The sequence below is a fragment of the Pseudomonas sp. FGI182 genome (assembly GCF_000511325.1).
Taxonomy (GTDB): Bacteria; Pseudomonadota; Gammaproteobacteria; order Pseudomonadales; family Pseudomonadaceae; genus Aquipseudomonas; species Aquipseudomonas putida_Z.
This window is the reverse complement of the sequence record NZ_CP007012.1, coordinates 1,978,341-2,003,665: the sequence shown is the minus strand read 5'-3', so window position 1 is coordinate 2,003,665 and position 25,325 is coordinate 1,978,341. Positions and strand designations below refer to the sequence as shown.

24 protein-coding genes and 1 tRNA gene are annotated in these 25,325 nt (G+C 65.0%); 8 read left to right on the top strand and 17 right to left on the bottom strand.

Features of this window, described 5'->3' with window-relative positions:
- Positions 1–58: 58 nt before the first annotated feature.
- The 7 genes from C163_RS09000 to C163_RS08970 all read right to left on the bottom strand — a co-directional run bounded on the left by C163_RS09000 (position 59) and on the right by C163_RS08970 (position 6,396).
- A complete protein-coding gene (locus tag C163_RS09000; protein ID WP_025338466.1) occupies positions 59–1,027 on the bottom strand; it encodes a spore coat U domain-containing protein in 969 nt (322 codons plus the stop codon).
- A complete protein-coding gene (locus C163_RS08995; protein ID WP_025338465.1) occupies positions 1,024–3,321 on the bottom strand; it encodes a fimbria/pilus outer membrane usher protein in 2,298 nt (765 codons plus the stop codon). The genes C163_RS09000 and C163_RS08995 overlap by 4 nt, the downstream gene beginning before the upstream one ends.
- A 108-nt stretch (positions 3,322–3,429) precedes the next feature.
- Positions 3,430–4,206 (bottom strand): molecular chaperone, encoded by a 777-nt coding sequence (locus C163_RS08990; RefSeq protein ID WP_025338464.1) that lies wholly within the window; start codon positions 4,204–4,206, stop codon positions 3,430–3,432.
- Positions 4,207–4,245: 39 nt separating this feature from the next.
- On the bottom strand, positions 4,246–4,749 hold the full coding sequence (locus C163_RS08985) for a spore coat U domain-containing protein (RefSeq protein WP_025338463.1): 504 nt from the start codon (positions 4,747–4,749) through the stop codon (positions 4,246–4,248).
- 3 nt (positions 4,750–4,752) lie between these two features.
- Positions 4,753–5,283 carry a spore coat U domain-containing protein gene (locus C163_RS08980; protein WP_025338462.1) on the bottom strand — a complete coding sequence of 177 codons (531 nt, stop codon included), beginning with the start codon at positions 5,281–5,283 and terminating at the stop codon, positions 4,753–4,755.
- Positions 5,284–5,301: 18 nt separating this feature from the next.
- Positions 5,302–5,838 (bottom strand): spore coat U domain-containing protein, encoded by a 537-nt coding sequence (locus tag C163_RS08975; protein WP_025338461.1) that lies wholly within the window; start codon positions 5,836–5,838, stop codon positions 5,302–5,304.
- 30 nt (positions 5,839–5,868) lie between these two features.
- The gene (locus C163_RS08970; RefSeq protein ID WP_025338460.1) at positions 5,869–6,396 is read right to left on the bottom strand and encodes a spore coat U domain-containing protein; all 528 of its coding nucleotides are present in this window, start codon (positions 6,394–6,396) and stop codon (positions 5,869–5,871) included.
- Positions 6,397–6,659: 263 nt separating this feature from the next.
- Here C163_RS08970 and C163_RS08965 point away from each other — a divergent pair, with 263 nt between their 5' ends.
- Genes C163_RS08965 through C163_RS08955 form a run of 3 tightly spaced genes read left to right on the top strand, consistent with a single transcriptional unit; the run spans position 6,660 to position 11,787 of the window.
- Complete coding sequence (locus C163_RS08965; RefSeq protein WP_025338459.1) at positions 6,660–8,909, top strand: ATP-binding protein; 2,250 nt, start codon at positions 6,660–6,662, stop codon at positions 8,907–8,909.
- 15 nt (positions 8,910–8,924) lie between these two features.
- A complete protein-coding gene (locus tag C163_RS08960) occupies positions 8,925–9,386 on the top strand; it encodes a response regulator (protein ID WP_015269730.1) in 462 nt (153 codons plus the stop codon).
- Between the two features lie 13 nt (positions 9,387–9,399).
- On the top strand, positions 9,400–11,787 hold the full coding sequence (locus tag C163_RS08955) for a response regulator (RefSeq protein WP_025338458.1): 2,388 nt from the start codon (positions 9,400–9,402) through the stop codon (positions 11,785–11,787).
- Positions 11,788–11,878: 91 nt separating this feature from the next.
- Here the strand turns inward: C163_RS08955 and C163_RS08950 are convergent.
- Positions 11,879–11,953 (bottom strand) — tRNA-Gln (locus tag C163_RS08950).
- A gap of 260 nt (positions 11,954–12,213) precedes the next feature.
- Here C163_RS08950 and C163_RS08945 point away from each other — a divergent pair.
- Complete coding sequence (locus C163_RS08945) at positions 12,214–12,456, top strand: DUF465 domain-containing protein (RefSeq protein ID WP_025338457.1); 243 nt, start codon at positions 12,214–12,216, stop codon at positions 12,454–12,456.
- 1 nt (position 12,457) lies between these two features.
- On the opposite strand, the gene C163_RS08940 is transcribed toward C163_RS08945, so the two are convergent.
- Complete coding sequence (locus C163_RS08940; protein WP_025338456.1) at positions 12,458–12,883, bottom strand: DUF1810 domain-containing protein; 426 nt, start codon at positions 12,881–12,883, stop codon at positions 12,458–12,460.
- 159 nt (positions 12,884–13,042) lie between these two features.
- Here C163_RS08940 and zapE point away from each other — a divergent pair, with 159 nt between their 5' ends.
- Complete coding sequence (gene zapE / locus C163_RS08935; protein ID WP_025338455.1) at positions 13,043–14,113, top strand: cell division protein ZapE; 1,071 nt, start codon at positions 13,043–13,045, stop codon at positions 14,111–14,113.
- 127 nt (positions 14,114–14,240) lie between these two features.
- On the opposite strand, the gene C163_RS08930 is transcribed toward zapE, so the two are convergent.
- Positions 14,241–16,130 carry a propionyl-CoA synthetase gene (locus C163_RS08930; RefSeq protein ID WP_025338454.1) on the bottom strand — a complete coding sequence of 630 codons (1,890 nt, stop codon included), beginning with the start codon at positions 16,128–16,130 and terminating at the stop codon, positions 14,241–14,243.
- 179 nt (positions 16,131–16,309) lie between these two features.
- Here C163_RS08930 and C163_RS08925 point away from each other — a divergent pair, with 179 nt between their 5' ends.
- On the top strand, positions 16,310–17,176 hold the full coding sequence (locus C163_RS08925) for a LysR family transcriptional regulator (protein WP_025338453.1): 867 nt from the start codon (positions 16,310–16,312) through the stop codon (positions 17,174–17,176).
- On the opposite strand, the gene C163_RS08920 is transcribed toward C163_RS08925, so the two are convergent.
- The 5 genes from C163_RS08920 to C163_RS08900 form a co-directional block, all read right to left on the bottom strand.
- Positions 17,150–18,304 (bottom strand): HPP family protein, encoded by a 1,155-nt coding sequence (locus tag C163_RS08920; RefSeq protein WP_025338452.1) that lies wholly within the window; start codon positions 18,302–18,304, stop codon positions 17,150–17,152. The two genes, C163_RS08925 and C163_RS08920, sit on opposite strands and share 27 nt — an antisense overlap.
- Positions 18,305–18,645: 341 nt before the next feature.
- A complete protein-coding gene (locus C163_RS08915) occupies positions 18,646–19,965 on the bottom strand; it encodes a sensor histidine kinase (protein WP_025338451.1) in 1,320 nt (439 codons plus the stop codon).
- A complete protein-coding gene (locus C163_RS08910) occupies positions 19,962–20,630 on the bottom strand; it encodes a response regulator transcription factor (protein WP_013971919.1) in 669 nt (222 codons plus the stop codon). The genes C163_RS08915 and C163_RS08910 overlap by 4 nt, the downstream gene beginning before the upstream one ends.
- Positions 20,631–20,945 (bottom strand): PepSY domain-containing protein, encoded by a 315-nt coding sequence (locus C163_RS08905; RefSeq protein ID WP_025338450.1) that lies wholly within the window; start codon positions 20,943–20,945, stop codon positions 20,631–20,633.
- The gene (locus tag C163_RS08900; protein WP_025338449.1) at positions 20,945–21,256 is read right to left on the bottom strand and encodes a PepSY domain-containing protein; all 312 of its coding nucleotides are present in this window, start codon (positions 21,254–21,256) and stop codon (positions 20,945–20,947) included. Before C163_RS08900 ends, C163_RS08905 begins: the two co-directional genes overlap by 1 nt.
- 359 nt (positions 21,257–21,615) lie before the next feature.
- On the opposite strand from C163_RS08900, the gene C163_RS08890 reads away from it, so the two are divergent.
- Positions 21,616–22,695, top strand: coding sequence for a patatin-like phospholipase family protein (locus C163_RS08890; protein WP_025338447.1), 1,080 nt, complete (start codon positions 21,616–21,618; stop codon positions 22,693–22,695).
- Positions 22,696–22,748: 53 nt separating this feature from the next.
- The gene (queD, locus tag C163_RS08885) at positions 22,749–23,105 is read left to right on the top strand and encodes a 6-carboxytetrahydropterin synthase QueD (protein ID WP_025338446.1); all 357 of its coding nucleotides are present in this window, start codon (positions 22,749–22,751) and stop codon (positions 23,103–23,105) included.
- A gap of 39 nt (positions 23,106–23,144) precedes the next feature.
- On the opposite strand, the gene C163_RS08880 is transcribed toward queD, so the two are convergent.
- Both C163_RS08880 and C163_RS08875 read right to left on the bottom strand, forming a co-directional pair.
- Positions 23,145–24,413, bottom strand: a complete 1,269-nt coding sequence (locus tag C163_RS08880; RefSeq protein ID WP_025338445.1) for a hypothetical protein — start codon at positions 24,411–24,413, stop codon at positions 23,145–23,147.
- 71 nt (positions 24,414–24,484) lie between these two features.
- Positions 24,485–24,952, bottom strand: a complete 468-nt coding sequence (locus C163_RS08875; RefSeq protein ID WP_161795747.1) for a DUF1289 domain-containing protein — start codon at positions 24,950–24,952, stop codon at positions 24,485–24,487.
- Positions 24,953–25,325: the final 373 nt, after the last annotated feature.

The following is a 25,325-nucleotide window of genomic DNA, read 5'->3' as shown; positions in this document are numbered from 1 at the left end:
GCGCCCCTTTCGCGACACAAGGCCGCTCCTACAACGATCGCGTCAGCCGGGAGCCATGTCAGAACTGCACATCCAGAAGCACGCTGTCGATATAGGTCGCAGCCGGGGGTGTAGCCTGGTCGGTGTAGACCTTGGCGTTGTAGTTGAACACCTGGCTACCGGTGCCGGTCCCCGTGCCGGGGTTCACATCGGCATCGGCGCTGGCCCGTCGCGCAGCCCCTACCGAACCCCAGCGCACCGCACCGGCGCTCTTGAAAATGTCATAGGCCAGGTAGTTGTTGGCCGCCGACTTCATCCGCCGCCGCCCATTGGCCACGTTCTGCCCGTCATCCAGGCCCACGGTGTAGTTGCTGCCCTTGGTGCACGACACGCTCAGGCTCTGGCTCACCGTACCGAACCCCGCCACCACCGGGGCGCTGGCGAAGTTGATGCTGGGTGTGGTGATCTGGCAGTCGTTGGTCACCGTCATGCTCACCAGCAGGCTCTTGGTACCGGAGCCCTTGTCCTGCCCTATGCAAAGCCCGCCAACACCAATCCCATCGCAATACTCCCAGGACCACTCGACGTCGAGGGTTTCCTGATACAGCCCCGCCGAAACGTTGCTGCCACCCTGCGTACGCATGTAGATGGGCACGTTCTTGGGTGTACCGTTGAGCAACCCCAGCAAGTCAAGGATACCGGTGGTCCTGAATTCGAAGGGAGTGCCACGGGTGATCGGATAGTTGGTACTGGCGTCGGCATACAGCGTGTAAGGGATGACATCCCCGGTAGGCCCTACCAGGCCGCTGGTGGTAGAGGTGATCTTGATCTTGAAGGAGTCGGTGCTACTGAGCACGTTGATCACCGAACCGTTGCATTGCAGGCCTGAGTTGGTGCTGGAGGCCGTCTGTACCGTGCCACGTACCTGAGTCGAGTTGAGCGAACCAAACGCCGCCGGCGCAGTTGACACTGATGTGCACTTGGCCCAGGCCGAGCCCGCCCACAACAACAAGGCGCATGCCCACAAACCCCGCCAGCAGGCCTTCATTTGCACACCAACGGGCCGATCAAGGGGATCGAACCTTGTGCTTCAGGCAGGTCGAACGCCACCTGACAATGCCCGCCCCCCTCCAGCTCCACCTGCAGGCGGTTATGCGGAGCCAGGTTCTCCAGATACACCAGGCCATCCCAACCGACCACCGCCTGGCTGCCGCTTTCTGCATGGGTGACACGGCTGCCCAGCTTGAGCACCTGCTGGTCGGCGTCCACCAGTTCGACACTGGCCGCCAGCACGCGCCTGAGCGGGAACTCCAGCAAGTAGCCACTGCCCCGGCGCACCGCCACCCGCTGTTCCACTTCCGGCGCGAGGATGTCTGGTGGCAAGTCCATGGGGTCGATCTCGTACTTGCCGCGGTAGTAACCGCTGCTGTACGGCACCAGCAGGTGGCCGTCGGCATCGGTGCGGCCGACCTCCTGGTTTTCATAGCGCACCGGCACATCGGCGTAACCACCGGTGCTGACCACCACGAAGGCATCGTCGATGCGGTTGGCAGCGAACAGCCCGGCATCCATCCACACCAGCGAGCCACTGGCGTCGGCCCAGCGGGTCATCTCGCCACTGCTGCCATACACACCGGCCTGCAACTGCACCGACTGCAGGCGCCAGGTGACATCGGCCTGGCGGTAGGCATCGCGCTCGCTACCGGCGGCGTAGCCCAGGTTGTAACCGACACCACCACCCACCGGCGTCGCGCGGCTGTAGTTGACCCGCTGCAGGTCTTCGCCTTGCTGGCTGCGCTCCATGCCCAAGGCCAGGGTGCCATGCAGGTCGAACGGGATCACCAGTTGCGCCTGCACCGCCCACTGGCTGTCCCCCACTTCGCGGTTGGCCGACAGATACACGCTGCTGTTGCCCCACAGCGGCCTGCTGTAGCTGAGGTTGATCAGCCGGGTACGTGTGCCGTCGCCGGCGCGCACATCGAAATAGCCGGCGCCGATGCTGCCGTATTCGTTCAGGTTCAGGCTCAACGTGACCTGTTCGCTGCGCTGGCTCAGCTGTATGTCCCGGCTGTCGACCCGGGTCAGGTCGGCATAGTCGCCATGGCGTTGCAGGCGCTGGTAGCTGAAGCCGATGCGCTGGCTGTTGTACTGGTAACCGAGGGCGACCTGGTGACCCTTGTCGCCGTCGAACCGGCTCTGCGCCAGGGCCGCGTTGAGCACGCCGAAGTTGCCCAGCCGCATGTTGCCGCCCAGGCCGCCCAGCATCAGCGATTCGGCGCTTTCGGCATGAGTCTCCAGGGTGAAGATGTCGCTGACCCCATAGCGCAGGCTGGCCGAGGCAACCCCGGGGCCGTAGGCAAAATCGCGCACCCCGTAGTCACGGCGCAGGCTGCCGGCTGCCACCGAATAGTCCGTCAGGCCCTGCTGCAGCAGGCTGCTGGTGACGTAGAACGGCAAGGTGGTGGACACCTGCCGGCCAAGGGCATCGGTGGTGACCACCACCGCCTCCCCGGCGCCGTTGATGAACGGCACGTTGGTCAACGTGTAGGGGCCCGGCTGCAATTCGCTGGTGCTGGACTTGTAGCCATTGATGAACAGGTCCAGCGAGGTCGGTACCGCCGCTTCACCGGAGAACGCCGGCAGCGGATAGGTGACCAGGTCGGGGCGCGCAGCGAAATCGCGCGACAACTGCAGGCCACCAACCCGCACCGAGCTGGTCCAGGGCAAGGCCCCGGTCACCAGGTCACCGGCTTCGTAGGTCAGCAGGCGCTGCTCGTCGGTGAAGCGCCAGGTGGTGTCGTAGCGCAAGAAGCCCTGGCGCGCGTCGTCGGTCGGCGCACCATTGAACGACTGGCGCCATTGCCCGGTGCTGGAGAATGTACCCCAGCTGTCGAACAGGCGCAGTTCGTTCCAAGCCGCCAGGTAGCTGCCGCCGTCATCGGTGTCGTTGAGGTACAGGTCGTAGTTGAACAAGGCGCCGAAACTGCTGCGCGCATCGCTGGCCGGATACAGGTTTCGGTCGCCCAGTTGCTGGTCGGGCAGCCAGGCCGGCGGCACTTGCAGCAGCAGGCGCTGGTTCTGGCTGTCGTAGTCGGCGTGCAGCCCGGCGATGGCCTCCAGGGCCACCTCGCCCTGCGGGTTGCCTGGCAGCGAGACGCCGGCCGCCCGCAACACCTCGCTGTCCAGGTACAACTGCCCGGCACGCTGCTGCACCGGCACCAGTTCAGCCCTGGGCATCTGGTTCACCAGCAGCTCGAGGTACAACGTGGCATCGGCGATCGCGGACAGCTCCGTGGGTGGTGGCGGCAGGTCGTCGGCCAGCACCAGGCCAGGGCCGACCAGGGCCAGCCCCAGGCACCAGCGGTGCGTCCTCGCTGTCAGCCACCTCACACACGGTTTCCAACCATTGCCGGGTCCTCCCTGGCCCCTGCGCGGCATTCAGGCGCAGGCTCATTGGCTTTGGCGGATGGCGTCCGCGCTGCTCTGGCCGTTTACCCTCCCCTTCAGCACACTGCCGGCACTCGGTGCCAACGGTGCCGGCCAGCGCATGCTGGCCCCCGGCAGCACATAGCCCAGCAGGCCCTCGGCCAGTGGCTTGCTCTGGCTGCCTTGCTGCACCACCACATCGGTCAGGCGGGCGTGCACCGGGCCGGTGTTGCGCAGTTCCACGTACGGCTTGCCCTGCACGGTCACCGCACGCCAGCTGAGTTGCGGCTTGCCGACGCCCTCGGCATTGCGCTTGCCCGCAGGATCGGCCTTGCCCCACAGGCCTTCGCCGTAGACGAACAGGGGTACCGAGTAGCGCATCTGCAGGCGGATCGCCGCGGTGGTGCCGGGCTCGGCCTTGTCGACGGGAATGGCGGGCGGAATTTCGTCGATGATGATGCGGTAGGCCTGCTCCTGGCCGACTGGCGAGGGGCCGGTGCGGGTCAGGCGGATCAGTTGCTTCTGCCCGGGGGCGATATTGGCCACCGGCGGGCTACCAATGATCTCGCGCTGTGCCTGGTACTGTTCCTGGTAGTCACCCTGGCGCCAGGCGAACACCCGCACCTGCAGGTTCGCCGGTGCCGTGCCGCGGTTTTCCAGCCACAGTGCGCCAGCCTTCTGGTCAGCCTCCAGCACCGGGTCGATCGGCCAGATCAGCACCGAGGTGGCGGCCCCGGCCGGCAGGCTCGCCAGCCACAATGCTCCGATCAATCCACGCGCCCACTTCGCGCCTGCCCCCATGAAGCTCTCCTTGGATACTGGTCGTTGGTGCCGATGCATTCACCAGGTCACCGTCACTTGCACCACATCGGTGTAGGTCCCCGCCGGCAGCGTGCCGGTCAGCTGGACCCGCCCGTACACCGGCAGCTTGATCGCCGTCGGGTCGGTGTAGCTCACAGCCACGCTCTGGCCGATCCCCAGGCTCTGGCTGTATGCCGCGTCCCGGTACAACTGGTAGGCCAGCACCTGCGTGCCGCCCGTGCGCTTGAGGTTGCGTGTGCCACTGACACTGTTCTGCCCGCCATCCACGCTCATGCTCAAGGCCACCCCCGGGGTGCACTGGAAGGTCACCGTGCTGCCGCCCAACGAGGTGCCAATGACTCCGGTGGCCAGTGCCGATTGCGAACCGTAGTCGAGCGTCCCGAAGCTGCTCACACCGCCCACCACCAGGCACCCGGCGACGATCTGCGCCGTCACCTGGAAGCTGCTGGTGGTCGCCGCATCCAGAGGCGCGGCCAGCAGCACGCCGAGGCCGCTCAGGCCGCCCGCCAGCCAGCTGCGCATGGTTCAGAACGACAGCTCGACGGACACTGTGTCGGTGTATGCCCCCGCCGGCAGGCCTGCCTTGCCGCGCGCCTGGCCATACAGGTTGACGGTCTGAGCCGTACCGCTGCTGATCGGCAAGGTGATGGTGCCGTTGATGGCCAACACCTGCGTGCGCCCGGCATCGGTGTAGAAGTCGTACGGCACGAAGTTGCCTGCGCCATCCGCCAGCGCACGGCTGCCCCCGGTCGACTGGCCATCGTGGGAACCTGCACCCACGCGGATCACGGGTACCGTGCCGGCCGAACAGAGAATGCTGATCGCCCCACCGCCACCGCCGATTACCTGGGCGTTGGCAGTGGTGAACAAGGCATTGTGAGTGCCGAAGTCCAAGGTACCGAAGTCGGCCCCCGAGGAGGCTGAGCTCCCGTTGACCTGGCACGCTGCGGTCAAGGTCAGCGTCGACTCGATGGTCCCGGTAGTGGCAGCCTGGGCCTGGGAAGCCAGCATCAGCCCCAGGCCGGCCAGGATGCAGCGTGAAAGGTTCGTTCGCATCGAAGTCTCCTTGTGTCGTTACCAGTCCAGGGTCACCCTCAGGGTGTCACGGTACAGCCCGGCCGGCAGCGCGCGCGGTTGCGCCACTATCACACCGTAGATGGGGATCGGTATCTGCCGGGTACTGCTGATGGTGAAGGCACGCGCCTGGCCGATGCCGTAGCGGCTGTTACCGCCTGGGTCGATCGCCAGTTGATAGGGGATCAGCTCGCGGCCGTTGCTCAGGCGCCGTATGCCGTCGCTGTCATTCAGGCCGCCGTTGATGCGCACGTTGAACGCCCGCACCTCAGGCGTGCAACTGATCTGCAGGCTGCCTTCGCCGCTCACATCATCAACCCGGCTGCGCAGCGGCTGGTCCCAGTTCGGTCCGCGCTCGCCGAAGTCCATCAGGCCGGGGTTACCCACCGTTGCCGGCTGCGTCTCGTTGCTGCTGATCTGGCAAGCGGTGCTGATCACCAGCCGCGCCTGGATGAAACCGGTGCTGGTACCATGCGCGGCACCACCGGGCACCAGCAACGGGCCCAGGGAAAGCAGCAGGATCGAGGTACGGTTCATGGCGTCGCGTCCTTGTGCATGGTGGCATCCCTACCAGCTGACGGTGACTTTGAGCAGGTCGGCGTACAAGCCTGCAGGCGGTACCCAGGCCAGCTTGTCGATCCGAGCAAACAACGGCAGCTCGACCGAACCGCTGTTCGGCACCCGCGCCGAATGCGCCACGTTCACCGCCAGCGGTTCGCGCCAGGCAGCGTCGCGGTAAAGGCGATACGGGATGGGCCGGGCCGTGGCATCGTCACTGGCAAGGAAGCGCAAATCGCCGACGCCGCCATGCTGACCACCGTCAACGCGGACCTGATAGGGGGTGTGGGGATTGCATTCCAGGCGTGGCGGGCGCTGGCTCAACAGCGCGCCGGTGAGCGGCGCGCCAGGGCCATCCAGCCGTGCAGCAGCGCCCAGGTCTATGCGCCCCAGCGCCTGTGCCCCGGCATCGCGGGGCTGGTTGACCAGCATGCAGCCGCGCTGCACCAGCACCCGCACCTCCACCAGGAAGTCCGCCGCCATGGCGCTGCTGCTCAACATAAGGCCCAACAGGGCGGCCAAGTAGCGCTCCGTCACCTAATTATCCTTGTCGATGTCTGCTGACCTGAGCGTAGCAGCGAGGTGGCATCACGCTGCTGGCATCGAGCCATTTTTTTGTATTAGCCAAAAAGCGTTACCACCTGAAAAAAAAGCCGCACGACACAGAACGCATCGCCGACATTCTTCTCAAATGGCCAAAGGCCGTTATCCGGACCGATATTCTGTTAGGGTGTATCCCTTTCATCCTGCCTAGACTCATGCGGCATGCATGGAAGGACACGACAGGAGCGTTTTCATAGATGATTGCAGACAGCACGCTCACCCAAGCCCTCGAGCGCTGCGCCCAGGAGCCGATCCAGCTGCCTGGCAGCATCCAGCCCCACGGTTTCCTGCTGGTGCTGGACGAAACCGACATGCGGGTACTCCAGGCCAGCGAAAATGTCGAGCACTGGCTGGGCATGCCGGCCAGTGAACTGATAGGTCGCGACTTCTCCGAACTGGTCAGCGGTGCCTTCGACCTGCGCCTGCACCTGGCCCGCCTGCCGCAGGACGAGGTCTTTCCGTTCCACATCAGCGATGTGCACCTGCGCCAGGACGCGCCTTACCGCGGCAACCTGCACCTGCTGGTGCATCGTCACGACCAGGTGCTGATCGCCGAATTCGAACCCCCTCGCCTGCCGGCGGACCTTGCCGGGCAAGGCGACTACTACCCGCTGGTGCGCAGCTTCGTAGGCCGCCTGCACCAGGCCGGCAGCCTCGAGGAACTGCTGCAGCAAACCGTGCTGCAGCTCAAGCGCATCACCGGCTTTGGCAGGGTCAAGGCCTATCGCTTCGATGCCGAAGGCAACGGCCAGGTGCTGGCCGAGGTGGCCGACCCGGGCTACCCGAGCTACCTGGGCCTGTGCTTCCCCGCTTCGGACATACCGCGCCAGGCGCGCGAGCTGTACCGAATCAACCGCATCCGCGTGATCGAGGACGCCAACTACCAGGCCTCGCCGTTGCTGCCAGCTGCCAACCCGCGCACCGGCAAGCCGCTGGACCTGAGCTTTGCCGCGCTGCGCAGCGTGTCGCCAGTGCACCTGCAGTACATGCGCAACATGGGTACCCTGGCATCGATGTCGCTGTCGATCGTGGTCGACGGGCAACTTTGGGGGCTGGTGTCCTGTCATCACGAACAGCCGCGCCCGGTGGACCTGCGCACCCGTACCGCCTGCGAGCTGCTGGCCAGTGTGCTGTCGCTGCAGATCGAGTCGCGCGAGTCCCACGCCAACACTCGCCAGTTGCTGGAGCTGCGCCAGCACATCGTGCGCATGATCTCGTCCATGGCCGACCATGACAGTGTCGGCGACGGCCTGCGCGACTTGCCGGAAGTACTGCTGGCCTTCGCCGGCGCCCAAGGTGCCGCGGTCATATCCGCCGAACGTTGCGACCTGATCGGCAAGACCCCTCCGGCCGCGCAGGTAAACGCCCTGGTGCACTGGCTCTCCCAGCGTGGCGAAGAGAGCGTGTTCCACAGCGACAACCTGCGCCGCGACATCGATGAACTGCCCGAGCTCGCGGCCCATGCAGGCGGTGTGCTGGCAGTGGCCATTTCGCAGATCCACTCGCACTACCTGCTGTGGTTCCGCCCCGAGCAGGTGCGCACGGTGAACTGGGCCGGGCAGCCGAACAAACAGGTCGGGCCGCAGGGCAACCTCGACCCGCGGCACAGTTTCGAAAGCTGGCAGGAAAAACTGCGCGGCTACTGCGAACCCTGGCACCCACTGGTCATCGAAGGCGTGCAGGAGCTGCGCACGGCAGTGCTCGGCATTGTCCTGCGCAAGGCCGAGGAACTGGCGCAGCTGGCTGGGGAGCTGCGCCGCTCGAACAAGGAGCTCGAAGCGTTTTCCTACAGCGTGTCCCATGACCTGCGCGCGCCCCTGCGCCATATTGCCGGCTACTCCGAACTGCTCGGGGAAATCGAGGGCCAGGGCCTCAGCGAGCGCGGCAGGCGCTTTCTGCAACACATCGAGGAAGCCGCGCATTTTGCCGGAAGCCTGGTCGACAACCTGCTCAACTTCTCGCAAATGGGCCGCTCTGCCCTGCGCCTGTCCGAGGTCGACCTCAACGCCCTGGTCGAGGCCATTCGCAGCGAACTGGCGCCCGACTACCAAAACCGCGAAATTGTCTGGGACATTGCCCAGTTGCCCAAGGTGGTCGGTGACCCGGCGTTCATCAACATGGCCTTGCACAACCTGCTGGCCAACGCCATCAAATACACACGTGGGCGCACCCCGGCGCGCATCGGCATCAGCGCCGTGCAACACCCGGGCGAAACCGAGATCTGCATTCGCGACAACGGCGTGGGCTTCGACATGGCCTACGCCAACAAACTGTTCGGCGTGTTCCAGCGCCTGCACCGCATGGAAGACTTCGAAGGCACCGGGATCGGCCTGGCCAGCGTGCGTCGCATCATCGAACGCCATGACGGCCGGGTCTGGGCCCATGGCAAGGTTGGCCAAGGTGCAACCTTCCACTTCACCCTCCCGCGCCACCCCGCGACTACCTGAGGCACCGCTACCATCATGCTCAAACCCATCCTGCTGGTCGAAGACAACCCACGGGACCTGGAGCTGACGCTCCTGGCGCTGGAGCGCAGCCAGTTGGCCAACGAGGTCATCGTGCTGCGTGACGGTGCCGAAGCACTCGACTACCTGCTACGGCGCAATGCCTATGCCGAACGTGACGATGGCAACCCCGCCGTGTTGCTGCTGGATCTGAAACTGCCAAAGGTCGACGGCCTGGAGGTGCTGAAGGAAGTACGCGCCACCGCCGAGCTGCGCAGCATCCCGACGGTGATGCTGACGTCCTCGCGCGAGGAGCCCGACCTGCTGCGCGCCTACGAGCTGGGGGTGAACGCGTACGTGGTCAAGCCGGTGGAGTTCAAGGAATTCGTCGCCGCCATTTCCGACCTGGGGGTGTTCTGGGCGGTACTCAACGAACCGCCACCCGGCTCGCTGCGCCTGAACCGGCGTGGCAGCATCTGAGGTGCCCGCGACGATGCAGCCAACACCGCTGAAACTGCTGATGGTCGAAGACAACTCGATGGACGCCGAACTGACCCTGATGCGCCTGGAGCGCAGCGGGCTGCAGGTGCAGGCGCAACTGGTGTTCGACCATGCCGGTGTCGAGCAAGCCCTGAGCGAGGCCCGCTACGACCTGATCCTGTGCGACTGCGTGCTGCCGGGCTCGTCCGGCACCGAAGTGCTGGCCATCGCCCAGCGCCTGGCACCGGACATTCCGTTCATCTTCCTGTCTGGCATCTATGGCGAAGAACATGCGGTGGAAATGATCCGCCTGGGCGCCACCGACTATGTACTCAAGAAGAACCTGCCGCTGCTGCCCAAGGCCGTACGCCGGGCCCTGACCGAAGTGCAGGAGCGCCAGCGCCGACGCCGCGCCGAAGAAGCCCTGGCCGACGTCGAGGCACGTGCACGCATTGCCATCGACGCTGCCGGCATGGGCACCTGGGACATGCGCCCGCAAGAAGGCCTGTTGTTGTGGGATGACCGCTGCAAGACCCTGTTCGGCCTGCCCGCCGATACCGAAATGAGCCTCGAGGTGTTTTACGCCGGCATCTACCCCGACGACCTGCCGCAGGTGCGCGAGGCGGTGGAGCACGCCATGTGCCCGGAAAGTGGCGGCCTGTATCGGGTCGAATTCCGCATCGCCCAACCCGCTGGCCTGGAACCGCGCTGGCTGCTCAGCAGCGGCCAGAGCCAGTTCGTCGACGGAAAGTGCGTGCGTTTTTCCGGGGTGCTGCAAGACATCCACGCCCAGCGCCTGGCCAACCAGGCACTGCACCAACTCAACGAGATGCTGGGTGAAAGGGTCGAGCGCCGCACCCGCGAACGCGACCGTGCCTGGGAGCTGTCGCAGGACTTGCTGGCCGTGCTCAACAAGGACCTGACCCCAGTCGCGCTGAACCCCGCCTGGGAAGCCAGCCTGGGCTTGTCCCGCGAACGCCTGAGCCAGTCGTCCTTGCTGCACCTGCTGCCCGAGCCCGACCAGGAGCTGCTGCTCACCGAACTGGCCGCCCTCGCCCATGGCCGCACCAGCGCCCGCTTTGTCGGGCGTATCCTGGATGCCGGTGGCCAGCAACGCTGGTTGTCGTGGGTGGTGGTGCCGGAAGACACCCTGCTGTACGTGGTGGCGCGCGACATCACCAGCGAGCGCGAAGCCGCCCTGGGCCTGGCCGAAGCCAACGCCCGCCTGCGCGAGCAGATCGCCGAGCGCGAACGTATCGAGGCCGCGCTGCAGCAGATGCAGCGGCTGGAAGCGGTCGGCCAGCTGACCGCCGGTGTGGCTCACGACTTCAACAACCTGCTGACGGTAATCCTCACCGGTGCCAGCTTCCTCGAGCGCGACCTGGCCAAAGCCGACGTTGAAAAAGCCCGTGCGCGGCTCACGCACATCCGCGAAGCCGGCGAGCGCGGCGCCAAGCTGACCTCGCAGTTGCTGGCTTTCTCCCGCCGTCAGCGCCTGGAACCGGTGGCGCTGAACCTCAACCGCACCCTGGCCGGCCTGGAAGAGTTGCTGCGCCGCACCCTGGGCGGCAATGTCTCGGTGCGCCTGGACCTGGAACCAACCCTGTGGCAGGCGCTGACCGACCCGACCCAGACCGAAATGATCATTCTCAACCTGGCGATCAATGCCCGCGATGCCATGCCCGACGGCGGCCAACTGACGCTGTCGACCCGCAACACCCGGATCGACGCCCGCCCGCAGCGCCCGGAAGACCCGGACCCTGGCGAGTACGTGATGCTGAGCATCCGCGATACCGGCTGTGGCATGAGTGAAGAGGTGCTGGCCAAGGTGTTCGAGCCGTTCTTCACCACCAAGGATATCGGCAAGGGCTCTGGCCTGGGCCTGGCCCAGGTATTCGGCTTCGCCAAACAGTCCGGGGGTGGCGTGCGCATCGACACCACGCCTGGGCGTGGTACGCAGGTGGCCGTGTATCTGCCGGCAGTCAAGGGTGAAGCCGTCAACGAACCGGTGCCGTCGCTGTTCAGCCACTCGATAAGCGAAAGCGGCCGTAATCGCACCGTGCTGCTGGTGGATGACGACCATCTTGTACGCGATATGCTCGGTGATGTGTTGCGCCAGTACGGCTACCAGGTGCGCCAGGCGCACAGTGGCGAACAGGCCTTGGCCTTGCTGGATGAGCAGATCGACCTGCTACTGAGCGATTTCGCCATGCCCGAGTTCAACGGTGCGCAACTGGCACTGGCGGCACGCGAGCGGTACCCGCACCTGCCGGTGGTACTGCTAACCGGTTATGCAGAATTGCAGGGGCTGGAGTTGCCGGGCAGCCTGGTGATCCAGAAGCCGGTACAGGCCGATGAACTGGCCCGCTTGCTGAACGAGATGCTTGGAACTGCCAGGTGACCGAACAGCCCGCGACAAAACCTGCGGAAACGACAAAGCCCAGCGCTTGTCTTTCCAAGCACCGGACCGAGATACGTTTAAAGCAGGAAAATGGCAGGGGCGGCTGGATTCGAACCAACGCATGGCAGGATCAAAACCTGCTGCCTTACCGCTTGGCGACGCCCCTGTATCGGATGCAGCGTTTGCTGCTCTGACAATTCCAACTGAGTGACAACTGGGTTGTTGTCTTGGAATGCGCGGCACTTTAACAACAAACTTTCGGTCTGTGAACCCCCCGATGAAAAAAAATTACCAAAAAACAGCGAGTTAGTCATTTTCGGGGTTGGCGCGGCGACCATCCGTCGTTTTCCGCCCGCTTGGCTTCAACACAATCGCTTTCCTCCCTTCCAATCAGATGAGCCATCTGCATTGACCAAGGAGGACCCCATGCCTGTCTCCCACGACCTTTACCAGGACTTGCACTACCCGCGCGAAATCGTCCAGCAACGCCGTCAGCAGGACAAGGCACTGGACCGGCTGCTGGACGAGTACATGGACATCGACAACCAGGTGCTGGCCGCCGAGTCGATCTCGGCGGGCAACTTCGAGGATGAAGACCTGCGCCGCCTGAAAGAACGTCGGCTGGCAGTGAAGTACATGATCGAGCGCCAACTGGAGCACAAGGCCTGAACTAACCCTGCAACATGGCCAGGGTCAGGGCGTCCTGATCACCGCCGTAAAATTGCACCAGCGCCAGCTGGAACAACGGGTTGTCGGGCTCCGCCCGGGCGAACAGGGTCAGGCACGAGCGCAGCTTGAGGTGGTCGGGGCTGCCGAGCATTTCACGGGCGCTCTTGTCGCTGTGCTGCAGCAGCGCAGTCACACAAGCCTCCAGGCGTGGGCCAAGCAGCGGATGAGCCAGGTAGGCACGGGCCTCGTCGATACCGGCCAGCGCATAGCGTTCGGCCATGGCGCTGTGGCCCAGGCCACCGAGCTGCGGGAACACGTACCACATCCAGTGGCTGCGCTTGCGCCCGGCCTGCAGCTCCTGCATCACCTGGTCATACACAGGGTTCTGCGCCTCGACGAAGCGCTGCAGATCAAAGTCGGCGTGCATGCTCGCCCCTCCTCGCATCGGCTCCAGCCTCTACTGTACGCCTGCCATGGCAAACCTATCTCGTCAGGCGATAATTGCCGCGCACTTTCTGTATTGGTCAAAATGGCCGCCCTCGGGCAAGCTGCACGCTGCCCCGCCATCGCCCAAGGAGCTTTGCTTTTGCCTGCCTGGATCCCTACCCCGCTACGCCAGCTTGGCCAACGCCTGCGCGGCGCCGCCGCCAACCAGAGCGAACTGCTCGGCTGGTTCGAGGACAAGGCGCACAGCCGCGGTTACCAGCTCAGCGACGGCCAACGCCGGGTGATCCACTGCATGGCCGAACAACTGGCGCAGCTCGAACAAGGCCAGCCGCGCAGCCTGTACCTGTACGGTTCGGTAGGCCGGGGCAAGAGCTGGCTGCTCGATGGCTTTTTCCAGGCCGTGCCGGTGCAGGCCAAGCTGCGCCTGCACTTCCATGACTTCTTCGCCCGCCTGCATCAGGGCATGCACCGCCACCGGGCGCTGGACGATGCATTGGGCGCGACCCTCGACGAGCTGGTGGGCGATTGCCAGGTGCTGTGCTTCGACGAATTCCATGTGCACGACATTGGCGATGCCATGCTGCTTACCCGGCTGTTCAATGCGTTGTTCAGCCGCGGCGTGTTCCTGCTGGTGACGTCCAACTATGCACCCGAAGGGCTGCTGCCCAACCCGCTGTACCACGAGCGTTTCCTGCCGGTGATCCGCCTGATCAACAGCGCGATGGAAGTGCTGGAAGTGGGTGGCGATACCGATTTCCGCAGCCTGCCGGCCAACCGCGAGCATCAGCGCTTTACCCGGGGCCACTATATGTGGCCGGGCAATGCAGCGCAGCGCCAGGCGCTGAAGGTGCCCGAGCCGCAGCCGGTGATGCTGGAAGTGAACAAGCGCCCGCTGCGCGCGCTGGCCGTCGATGGCCGACGGGTGGTGCTTGGCTTTGACGACCTGTGCGAAAAGGCCACGGCAGTGATCGACTACCTGGTGCTGGCCGGGCAGTACGATGAGTGGATCATCGATGGGCTGGATGATCTGTCTGAATGTTCGCTGGCGGCGCAGCAACGTTTCGTCAACCTGGTGGATGTGCTGTATGACCAGGACCGGCAGGTGCTGGTGATCGGCAAGCGGCCGCTGGAAGAAAGCCTGGGCGGGCCGCTTGCCGACCTGATGCGTACGCGCAGCCGGTTGGGGCAGCTGCATCAGGTAGGGCCCTAGAACTGCATTGCCTGGGCCGGCCTCTTCGCGGGTAAACCCGCTCCCACAGGGATGTCACAGGCCTTGAGAGCGGTGCAATACCTGTGGGAGCGGGTTTACCCGCGAAGAGGCCAGCAAAGTCAAAACATCAACCCGCCCTGGGCAAATCCGCCAGCACCGCTTCGATCTCCCCCAGCACCGCCGGGTCATCCAGGGTCGAAGGCGGCACATAGTCCTGCCCGTCGGCAATCTTGCGCAGCACCGCCCGCAGAATCTTCCCGGAGCGGGTCTTGGGCAGCCGCTTCACCAACCGCACCCGGTTGAAACACGCCAACGCGCCAATTTCCTCACGCACACTGCCCACCAGGTCCACCAGCAACTGCGCCTCGGCAATGCCCTCGCCGTCCTTGAGCACCACCAGGGCCAACGGCACCTGCCCCTTGATCTCGTCATGCACGCCAATCACCGCGCACTCGGCCACCGCCGGGTGGCGTGCCACCAGGTCCTCCATCTCGCCGGTGGACAGCCGGTGCCCGGACACGTTGATCACGTCATCGGTGCGCCCCATGATGTAGACGAAGCCGTCATCGTCCAGGTAGCCACCATCGCCGGTGTGGTAATACCCCGGGTAGGTCCGCAGGTAGGCCTGCAGGTAACGCTCATGGTCGCCCCACAGCGTCTGGCTGCACCCGGGCGGCAATGGCAGGGCGATGACGATCGAGCCCTGGTGGTTGGGCCCCAGCAGGTGGCCCTCGTCATCCAGCACGCGCACGTGATAGCCCGGCACCGCCCGGTTGCTGGACCCCGGCTTCGCCGCGCTGCCTTCCAGCCCTACGCAGGGCGCGGTGACCGGCCAGCCGGTCTCGGTCTGCCACCAATGGTCGTGCACCGGCTTGCCACTGACCCGCTCCAGCCATTCGTGGGTGCTGGAATCCAGTTTCTCGCCAGCCAGGAACAACTGGCGCAGCGAGCTCAGGTCGTGCCTGCTGATCAGCTCCCCCTCGGGGTCTTCCTTGCGGATGGCGCGCATGGCCGTGGGCGCGCAGAACAATGCATTGACCTTGTATTGCTCCACCACCCGCCAGTAGGCCGAGGCGTCCGGGGTACGGATCGGCTTGCCTTCGTAGAACACCGTGGTGCAGCCGCTCATCAGCGGCCCATAGACGATCAGCGAATGGCCGACCACCCAGCCCACGTCGGATATGCCCCACCACACATCGCCGGCCTGCATGCCGTAGATATGGCGCATGGCGTAGCACAGCGCCACGGCATTGCCGCCGTTTTCCCGCACGATGCCCTTGGGTTTGCCGGTGGTGCCAGAGGTATACATGATGTAAAGCGGGTCGCCGGCATCCAGCTCCACCGGTGCCACCGGCTCGGCTTTGGCCAATGCCGCCTGCCAGTCCAGGTCGCGGCCCGGCTGCAGCTGGGCACGCGCCTGCGGGCGCTGCAGCACCAGCACGTTGCGCGGCTGGTGACGGGCCAGTTGCAGGGCGCGATCGACCAGCGGCTTGTATTCGATTACCCGGTCGAACTCCAGCCCGCAGGAGGCCGTCAGCAGCAGCGCCGGCTGGGCATCGTCGATGCGCAAGGCCAGCTCGTTGGCGGCAAAGCCACCGAACACCACCGAGTGCACTGCGCCAATCCGCGCGCAGGCCAGCATGGCCATGGCCGCCTGCGGCACCATGGGCATGTAGATGATCACGCCATCGCCCTTGTTCACCCCCAGCTGGCGCAACAACCCGGCCAGGCGCGCCACCTCGTCGCGCAATTGGTGGTAGGTGTAGGCCTGCTGCACGCCGGTCACCGGCGAGTCGTAGATCAGCGCCAGCTGCTCGCCACGGCCCTGCTCGATCTGATGATCGAGGGCCAGGTAGCAGCTGTTCAGGCGGCCATCGGCAAACCAGCGGTGGGTACCGTCGGCATTGTCTTGCAGCGTGAGGGCAGGCTTGCGGTGCCAGGCCAGGTGCGCGGCCTGTTCCGCCCAGAAAGCGGCAGGGTCGGAAATGGAATGGGCGTAGCTGTGCTGGTAGCTCATATCGAAAGAAACCCGGTACTTGTTGTTATTGAAGGGCGAAACTTGAGTATGGACCGCTACACCCGCGCCGCCATGGGACTAAAGTCACAACCGACCTGCAAATTTGCAGACAACGCAAAAACGCCCCATAACGGTGCAAAGCCTCTAGAATAGGCCACCCTTCAGCCACCGAGCAGCTCATGGACATCGATCAGGCCCGTACCTTTCTGGAAATCGTGCGTTGCGGCAGCCTGGTCGCCGCCGCCGAACGCCTGTTCGTGTCACAGACGGCGATCACCGCGCGGGTGCAGCGCCTGGAGCAGCAACTGGGCTGCCAGCTGTTCGTGCGCAGCCGCAACGGCGCCAGCCTGACCAGCGACGGCGAGGCATTCGTCAGTTATGCCAACCAGATGGTGCAAACCTGGGAAGCGGCGCGCCGCGACCTGCCGCTGCCCGAAGGCTGCCAGCAAGTGCTGCACGTGGGCGGAGAGGTGAGCCTGGGCAACCCGATGCTGCTCGACTGGGTCAGTGCCCTGCACCGCGAGCTGCCCAGCCATGCCATCCGCAGCGAGGTGAGCGACGGCGAATCGCTGCTGCGCAAGGTCGAGATGGGCCTGCTGGATGCCGCGCTGGTCTACCAGCCGACCTACGGCCCGGGCCTGCAGGTGGAGCAGCTGATGGAGGAAAAGCTGATCCGTGTGCGCCGGGTCGCCCAACCGGACCCGTACATCTATATCGACTGGGGCGAAGCCTTCCGTCGCCAGCACGATGCCGCCCTGCCCGACTGCGCGCGCCCGGCGCTGAGCTTCAACCTGGGCCCGCTGGCCTTGCAGTTCATACTCGACCAGGGCGGCAGTGGCTACTTCCGCACGCGGGTGGTGCAGGCCTACCTGGACAGCGGGGTGTTCGAGCGGGTACCGCAGGCGCCGGAATTCACCTACCCGACCTTCCTGGTGTACCCGCGCAAGCGCGACAGCGAAGCCCTGCAACAGGCCTTCGCCATCCTGCGCCGGCTGGTAGCCGCCGGCGCCAGCGACTGGTCACAACGCTGGGACCCGGTTATCTGAAGCCTCGGCCTTGCTGAGCAGCTGGCGCTTGAGGCCGGCGATCAGGTCGGTCTGGGTAATCACCCCCACCAACTGGTCGGCATCGAGCACCGGCAGGCAATGCAGGCCCTGTTCGCACAGCAATGGCAGTAAGCGCTCCAGCGGGTGCTGGCTGCTGACGCTGATTACCCGGCGGCTCATCACCTGCTCCATGCGCACCGCCTTGCGGCCGAACAACCCGCGCCAACTGAAGCGGCCACGCTGCATGGCCGGGCCGACCAGGTCGCTGAGGCTGACTATGCCCACCAGCTTGCCCTGCTGCAGCACCGGCAGGGTCTTCAGGTGGTGGCTGGCCAGCATTTTCCAGGCCTGCTCCAGAGTGGTGTCGGGCGTGGCGAACTGCACGTCGCGGGACATCACCGAGGCTGCGGTGATGCCGCCAAGGCTGCGCTGCAGGGCGTGTTGCTCGGTGGCCAGGATGATGCGTTCCAGTTCGTCACGGGTGACGTCGACGAACTCGCCCAGTTCTTCCAGGGCCTGGTCAAGGTCTTCTCCACGGATGCCGACCCGCTCGCTGGGCAGCGGGTCATGGGTGTGGTGCAGGTCCTTACGCGGCACCGCGCCTTTCGGGTAGCGCACGCCGGTGATGCGGTTGTAGAGGATCGCCACCGCTACCAGGATCAACGCGTTGAGCAGCACCGGCTCCAGCAGGTGGTCGCCCATGGCGGTCAGCCCCGGGTCGGCCAGCACCGCGCTCACCGCCACTCCGCCACCTGGCGGGTGCAGGCAGCGCAGCAGGCACATCACCAGGATCGAGATACCCAGGGCGGCAGCGGCCACCCACAGCTCCGGGCCGAAGCCCTGGCGCATGGCCAGGCCGACCGCGCCGGCCAGGGCGTAGCTGCCCAGCACCGGCCAGGGCTGGGCCAACGGGCCCGAGTGCACGGCAAACACCAGCACGGCCGAAGCCGCCAGCGGGCCGAGCAGGTGCAAGGCGATGCTGGGGCCATAGGCCATGCTGGTCAGCCAGCCGGCGAGGAACAGGCCGAGCAACGCGCCGATACCGGCACGCAACCATTCTTTGGGGGGAATATTCAGGGGCGCTGGCAACAGCCGCTGCAGACGACTTTCGGAACGCGAGGCAGACATGTAGGTAATCGGAATCTGTAGTTTTTCTGGTTAAAAAGAAAGCCCAGCCGAGGTGGCCTGGGCCTCGTATTGCGGTTGCAATAGCACAAGGGGCTCCGTCCGTGGAGAGATGGAAACCGCAGGGTTTCGTGGGGGAATTTTGCCGGGTGGGGTGAGATTGGGCTAATTCAAAAAAATGCGGCTGTACTGCAATTTTTTTGCAGTGGTGATATGGCCAGCAAATTCCTCAAGCGCGCCGCGCAACTTGTGGTAGCGGGTTCACCCGCGAAGAATGCGACACGGTGCATGGCACCGGCTTCGCCGGTGTTCGCGGGTAAACCCGCTCCCACAGGGACCCGGTATTACCGAGCCTTGCGCGGCAAGTCGATGCTTACCCGCAAGCCGCCCAACGGGCTATCCAGCAGCGCCAGGCGCCCGCCCCAGGCCTCGACGATATCGCGCACGATGCCCAACCCCAGCCCGTGCCCGTCTACCTGCTCGTCCAGCCGCGAACCGCGCTCCAGTACCTGCTGCCGCTGGCCCTCGGGGATACCGGGGCCATCATCATCGACCCACACCTGGTAGCCCTCGGCATTCGGCGCTATACCCAGCCGCACCTCGCTGTCGGCCCACTTGCAGGCGTTGTCCAGCAGGTTGCCGAGCAGCTCCAGGAAGTCCTCGCGGTCCCAAGGCAGCAGCAGCCCGGGCGGCACATCCCTGGCCAGCAGCAGGCCCTCGCCATGGATCATGCCCAGCGTCCCCAGCAACCCCGGCAGCTCGACGTCGCAGTCGAACTGCGCGCCAGGCAGCGCATCCCCGGCCAGGCGCGCACGGTTCAGCTCACGCGCCAGGCGCTGCTGAATCTGCTCCAGCTGCTCGCGCATCTGCGCGCGAACATCCGGCAGGTCCTTCAGGCGCTCGCTGGAGGCCAGGCTCAGCAGCACCGCCAGTGGCGTCTTCAGTGCATGGCCCAGGTTGCCCAAGGCATTGCGCGAGCGGCGCAGGCTGTCTTCGGTATGGCTCAGCAGGTGGTTGATCTGCCCCACCAGCGGCGCCAGTTCGCTGGGCACTTCGGCATCCAGCTGCGAGCGCTGGCCCTGCTGCAACTGGGCGATCTGCTGGCGTGCTCGCTCCAGTGGCCGCAGCGAGCGGGTCACGGTGATGCGCTGCAACACCAGCACCAGGATCAGCGCCACCAGGCCCATGCCCAGGCCGATCTGCTGCAGGCGCCGGAAACCTTCGCGTACTGGTGAATAATCCTGTGCCACGCTGATCGAGATGTCCTGGCCCAGGCGCCGGTAGTCGGCACGCAGGGCAAGCAGTTGCTGGCCTTCCGGGCCGAGCTCGTGGCTGTCGGAAAGGCCCGGCGCGGCGGGCTTGGGCATGTCCAGATCCCACAGCGAACGGGAGCGCCAGGTGCCTTTATCGAAATCGATGCGGAAGTAATAGCCGGAAAACGGCCGCTGGTAGGCAGCCGAGATACGCCGCTCATCCAGCTGCAGGCCCGAAGGCCCGCGCACCAGGGCCACCAGCAGGTTTTCGCTTTCCTTGCGCAGGCCATTCTCCAGGTAGCGCTGCAGGCCGACCTCGAACAGCCACAGGGTCAGCTGCGCAAGCACCAGGCCGACCACCACCAGCACCGCCACCAGGCCCAGGCTCAGGCGCGCCTGGATCGACTTCACGCGGCGCTCCCGGCGTAGATGTAGCCCTGCCCGCGGCGGGTCTCGATGACGCTGCGGCCCAGTTTGCGTCGCAAGTGGTTGACGTGCACTTCCAGCACGTTGGAGTCGCGCTCGGTTTCACCGTCGTAGAGGTGCTCGGCCAGGTGGCTCTTGGACAGGATCTGCTGCGGATGCAGCATGAAGTAGCGCAGCAGGCGGAACTCGGCGGCGGTCAGCTGGATATCCACGCCGTCACGGTTCACGCACTGCCGGCTTTCGTCCAGGTGCAGGCCGGCCGCTTCCAGCGTCGGCTGGTTGGCCAGGCCACGAGCACGGCGCAACAACGCCTGGATGCGCAACTGCAGCTCTTCGGGGTGGAAGGGTTTGCTCAGGTAGTCATCGGCCCCGGCCTTCAGCCCTTCGATACGCTCGGCCCACGAGCCACGGGCAGTAAGGATCAACACCGGCGTGGCCAGGCCGGCGGCACGCCACTGGGCCAGCACTTCCAGGCCCGGCAGGCCCGGCAGGCCAAGGTCCAGGATGATCAAATCGTAGGGTTCGCTCTGGCCCTGGTACACCGCGTCGCGGCCATCGGCCAGCCAGTCCACGGCGTAGCCCTGGCGCTGCAGGCCGGCGGTGAGTTCATCGGCCAGCGGTACATTGTCCTCGACAAGCAACAGGCGCATTCAGTCGTCTTCCTCGTCTTTGAGCAGGGCACCGCTGCTGGCATCGAGCTTGATCTCGCGCACCACGCCTTCAGCCGTCAGCAACTCGACTTCGTATTCGTAGCGATTGTCGTCTTCTTCCAGCTCGGCCTCCAGCAGGCGCGCCCCGGGGTGACGCCCCAGGGCGGTTTCCAGCAGATGCTCGAGCGGCAGGATGATGCCCTTCTGGCGCAGCTCCAGGGCTTCGTCCTGGTCCAGGTCGCGGGCAACGGCCAGGGAACACACGGCCAGCAGGGCCAGCGCGAGGTAGCGCGCCGGCCGCAGTAGGTGGGTCATCAGTTGTCCCGCTCGTCCTTCAGCACTTCACCGGTCTTGGCGTCCAGCGCCACGTCCCATTCGACGTTCTGCGTGTCGCGCAACTCGACCTTGTAGATGTAGCGGCCGTACTCGTCTTCAAGCTCCGAGTCGGTGACGGTGGCACCCGGGTGCTTGGCCACGGCGGCGGCCTTGAGTTCGTCCAGCGACTTGACGGTCTTGGCATTGACCAGTTTGACCACTTCGTCGGGCTGCACATCCTTGGCGATGGCGGAATGGGCGCCCAGGGCAAGGGCGGCGGCTACGGTGAACAGGGCAGTCATGTGTTTCATCGTTCTTCTCTCCTGAGAACTGTGCAAGTTGTCTACGGGGTTAAGATTAACCACCGGTCCTTAATTCAACCTGAAAACAACTGGCGCCATGATAGCGCAGGTCAGGCTGCTGTCTCGCCATCACCGAATCCTGCACGGTCCCTGTGGGAGCGGGCATGCCCGCGAACACCGGCGGAGCCGGTGCCATACACCGCGCTGGGCCATTCGCGGGCGCGCCCGCTCCCACAGGGAATGTGACATGCTCTAGAACCTTGTTCCCTATGCGACAGCACAACCCGATGGGCTGGGCAATCTCCTGCAGGCCCTGTGCATGCCTTGAACCCTTTACAATGACTCGCCTGCTGCCCAAGAGACCCGCCATGAGCGCCATTCACATCAAATACCCCGCCCTCACCTTCAAGGCCGGCCAACGTGCCTTGCGGCAGGTCCGCGAGCGCGGCCTGCAGGCGGCCGATGTCGGTGTGTTGCCGGGTGCGGCTGGCGGGCCAAAACCGCTGGGCATCCAGGGCCTGGACCTGGCGCTGTTCGGTGAGTGGCTGCCGTCGGCACCACGCCAACGTGCGCTGATCGGCGCCTCGATCGGCGCCTGGCGCTTCGCCAGTGCCTGCCTCGACGACCCGGTCGCAGGCATCCGTCGCCTGGGCGAACTGTACACCGAGCAGGATTTCGCCAAGGGCGTCACCCCGGCCGAAATCAGCCGCAGCTGCCAACACATGCTCGACAACCTGCTGCAAGGCCGCGACGGCCAACTGCTGGCCAACCCGCACTATCGCCTGAACATCCTGGTAGTGAAGAGCCATGGCCAGCTCGCCCACGACCATCGCGGCCGCCTGGGCCTCGGCCTGGGTTCGGTGATAGCCAGCAACCTGCTCGGCCGTTCGCGCCTGGCCCGGCACTTCGAACGCATCATCCTGCACGACGGCCGCGCCACGCCGCCGCTCGACGCACTGACCGACTTCCCCTCGCGCTGCCTGCCGCTGGACCTGGCCAACCTGCGCCATGCCTTGCTCGCCTCAGGGTCCATCCCCATGGTCATGGAAGGTGTGAAAGACATCCCAGGCGCAGGTGCAGGCACCTACCGCGACGGCGGCCTGCTGGACTACCACCTCGACCTGCCCTACCGCGGTGACGACCTGGTGCTGTACCCGCACTTCACCGACAAGGTCGTACCCGGCTGGTTCGACAAGGCCCTGCCCTGGCGCAAGGGCGATGCCACCCGCCTGCAGAACGTGCTGCTGATGACACCCTCGCCGCAGTACCTGGCGGCGCTGCCCTACGGCAAGCTGCCCGACCGCAACGACTTCAAGCGTTTCATGGGCGATGCGCCTGGCCGCAAGCGCTACTGGTACAAGGCCATTGCCGAGAGCCAGCGGCTGGGCGACGAGCTGCTGGAGCTGATTGCCACCGGGCGGTTGCATGAACGCCTGCAAGCCTTGTAGCGGCCATGCTGGTAGACTGCGCGCATTCTTGATTCACACAGAGTTATGACAGCGTGGAAATTTTTAAAGAATTTACATTCGAGTCGGCCCACCGCCTGCCGCACGTCCCTGCCGGGCACAAATGCGGTCGCCTGCACGGCCACTCGTTCAAGGTCGGCCTGCACCTGACCGGCCCGCTCGACCCGCACACCGGCTGGATCCGCGATTTCGCCGAGATCAAGGCGATCTTCAAGCCGATCTACGAGCAACTGGACCATAACTACCTGAACGACATCCCGGGCCTGGAAAACCCCACCAGCGAAGTGATCGCCAAGTGGATCTGGGACCAGGTCAAGCCGCTGCTGCCGGAACTGTCGAAGGTCCGCATCCACGAGACCTGCACCAGCGGCTGCGAGTACAGCGGCGACTGAACCCCGGCAAGGGCGCTGTAGCAGCGCCCTTGCGCCCCCCTAGAACCTGGCCGAGGTTTCCACCACCTGCACAGTCAGGGATCCTTCCTCACCCAGCGCCTCCGTACCCAGCCTGCGTTCGCTGCGATCTGCCAGCTTCACGACTCGGCCACTGCTGTGCCTGAGTTTCACGTTGGCCACTGTTGCCCCCACCTGCAAGGCAGCCGGGTCCAACCCGTCCAGATGCCAGAGAAAATCCGCCTGCGCACGAACCGATTGCCAGCGCTGCGCCAGGCTCATGGTCCAGCCCTTCTGTTTGCGCAGGGTGAAGTTCAGGCGCCGACCACGCGCGTCGAGCGGCCAGATCTCATACGCATACACCCCGTTATCGAGGTAAGCGGCAAACCAGAAACGCTCGCATGCCGGTCGGGTTTCATCGTCGCGCCAGCGCGTGCCCAACGAATCGGTCTGCTCCACACTCAACCTTGCCCGTGGGTTCCACTCCCAGCCTTCGTCAAAGCGAGCTGCCACCAAGCCCTGCACGCCGTCCGGGGAGCCGGCAGGGTCGGCTGGCGTCTCGTCGGACCGCCAGCACAAACTGGCGATGAAACTGTGCTCTGCCTTGAACACATGACTGCTGCCCGCCCGCTGCAGGCCCGTGCCCCAGGCGACATCACGCGCTTCATGGGCGTAGTCCAGCACTTCGAGGGCCATCAGGCCTGGCTCGCCAGTCAACGTGTTTATCAGCCACGCCTCCCGGTTGGCGATGCGCCTGGCCCGTTGCCCGGCGGCGTCGACCAGAACGACATTGCATAACCGCGCCCCGCGCTTGATATCGTTGTGGTTGATACCCGAAAGGTTCCACAGGTGCTGCGGGTCGGCCAGATGCTGACGCCCGGCCGCCGCCTCGGTCTGGTCCTTCACGCCCGCATAGCCTGCAAAGCCTGACAGCGCCCCCGGCTTACTGTAGACAATCCGGTTCAGCGGTTTCCAGTTCCGGTCATAAGGCCGCATTTCATAGCGCAGCGTCGCCCCGGTCCGGTCCGTACCGCTGACATAGGCTCCGAACCAGAACAGCTCGCCATACACATGACTGGGCAAGGTGTAGCTCCATGGTTCCAGCTGCAATGGACCGGTGCCTTCGGGCTCAGCCCGCAGATACCGGTACCAGTGGTCGTTGTGAAACCCGGCCCCGCCATAATGCAGCCACATGGGGGCAAGCCTGGCGGTCGAAGCGTCCCACTGATCGGGATGCAGGAGCTCATCGCCCAGCTGCCACCAGCAGCGAGCCAAGAAGGAAAATTCCGGGTGGTAGACATAGTCGCTCATGGGCGCTTCCTGTACATGGAAAACGCCGGACACTACGCGAGCGATGCCGCCCGAAATCAGGGGGAAACAGCCTACTCCAAAGCCTGTTGCAGGAACGCCGGGGCGATGTAGCGCTGGTAATGCGCCTCGGACAGCAGGAAGAACTCGCGGTCGATGGCGTCGCGCAACTGCGGCAGCTCCCAGTCGCGGAATTCCGGCAACAGCACCATGCCATAGGCTTCCAGGTCGCGGATCATCCGCGCCCCGCGGGCAATCAGCTGGTACGCCCAGCAATATTCCGACTGCTGCTCGACAAAGCGGATGGAACGCTGCTCCAGTTGCTGGCGCAGCAGGCCTTTGTCGAACACCTCCAGCTTGGCCATCATCACCTGCACCAGTAGCTGCTCCAGGCGCAGCCACACGGCGCGCTTCTGCGCATCGTCGTAGCCGTTCCAGTTGATCACTTCGTGGTGGAACCGCTTGCAGCCACGGCAAACCGTGTCTCCGTAAACCGTGGAGCACAGGCCGACGCAAGGGGTCTTGATGGACTTGTTGGACATGAAAAACAACAGCTTGGCGGTGGAACACGGGCTCATGTTAGCCCTTTGTCTAACCAGGGTCACTCGTTAAAGTCATCTTCGCCGCCTTACGTTCGAGCTTTTTTTGCCGTAGAATCATCCCGCCTTTTCAAAGGCAACAATGTCCGTTGGAAGCTGTTTTCAAAGCGTCACGAGCACAGTTCATCCGGTAGAACGGCGTTGGCCCGGGCCATGCATCCCTCGCATGCCCGTGCCAGCCCTCATCAGCTCCCCGTTCTGCAGGCGTAAAACTTTGAAAGCAGCTTCTGTAAGGATTCTTTGCGACTCTGGCTGGGCGGCCCACAAAGCCGTGGCAGCGCATGGGTGCATTGAATGCTGGATGAGCGTCCCGGAC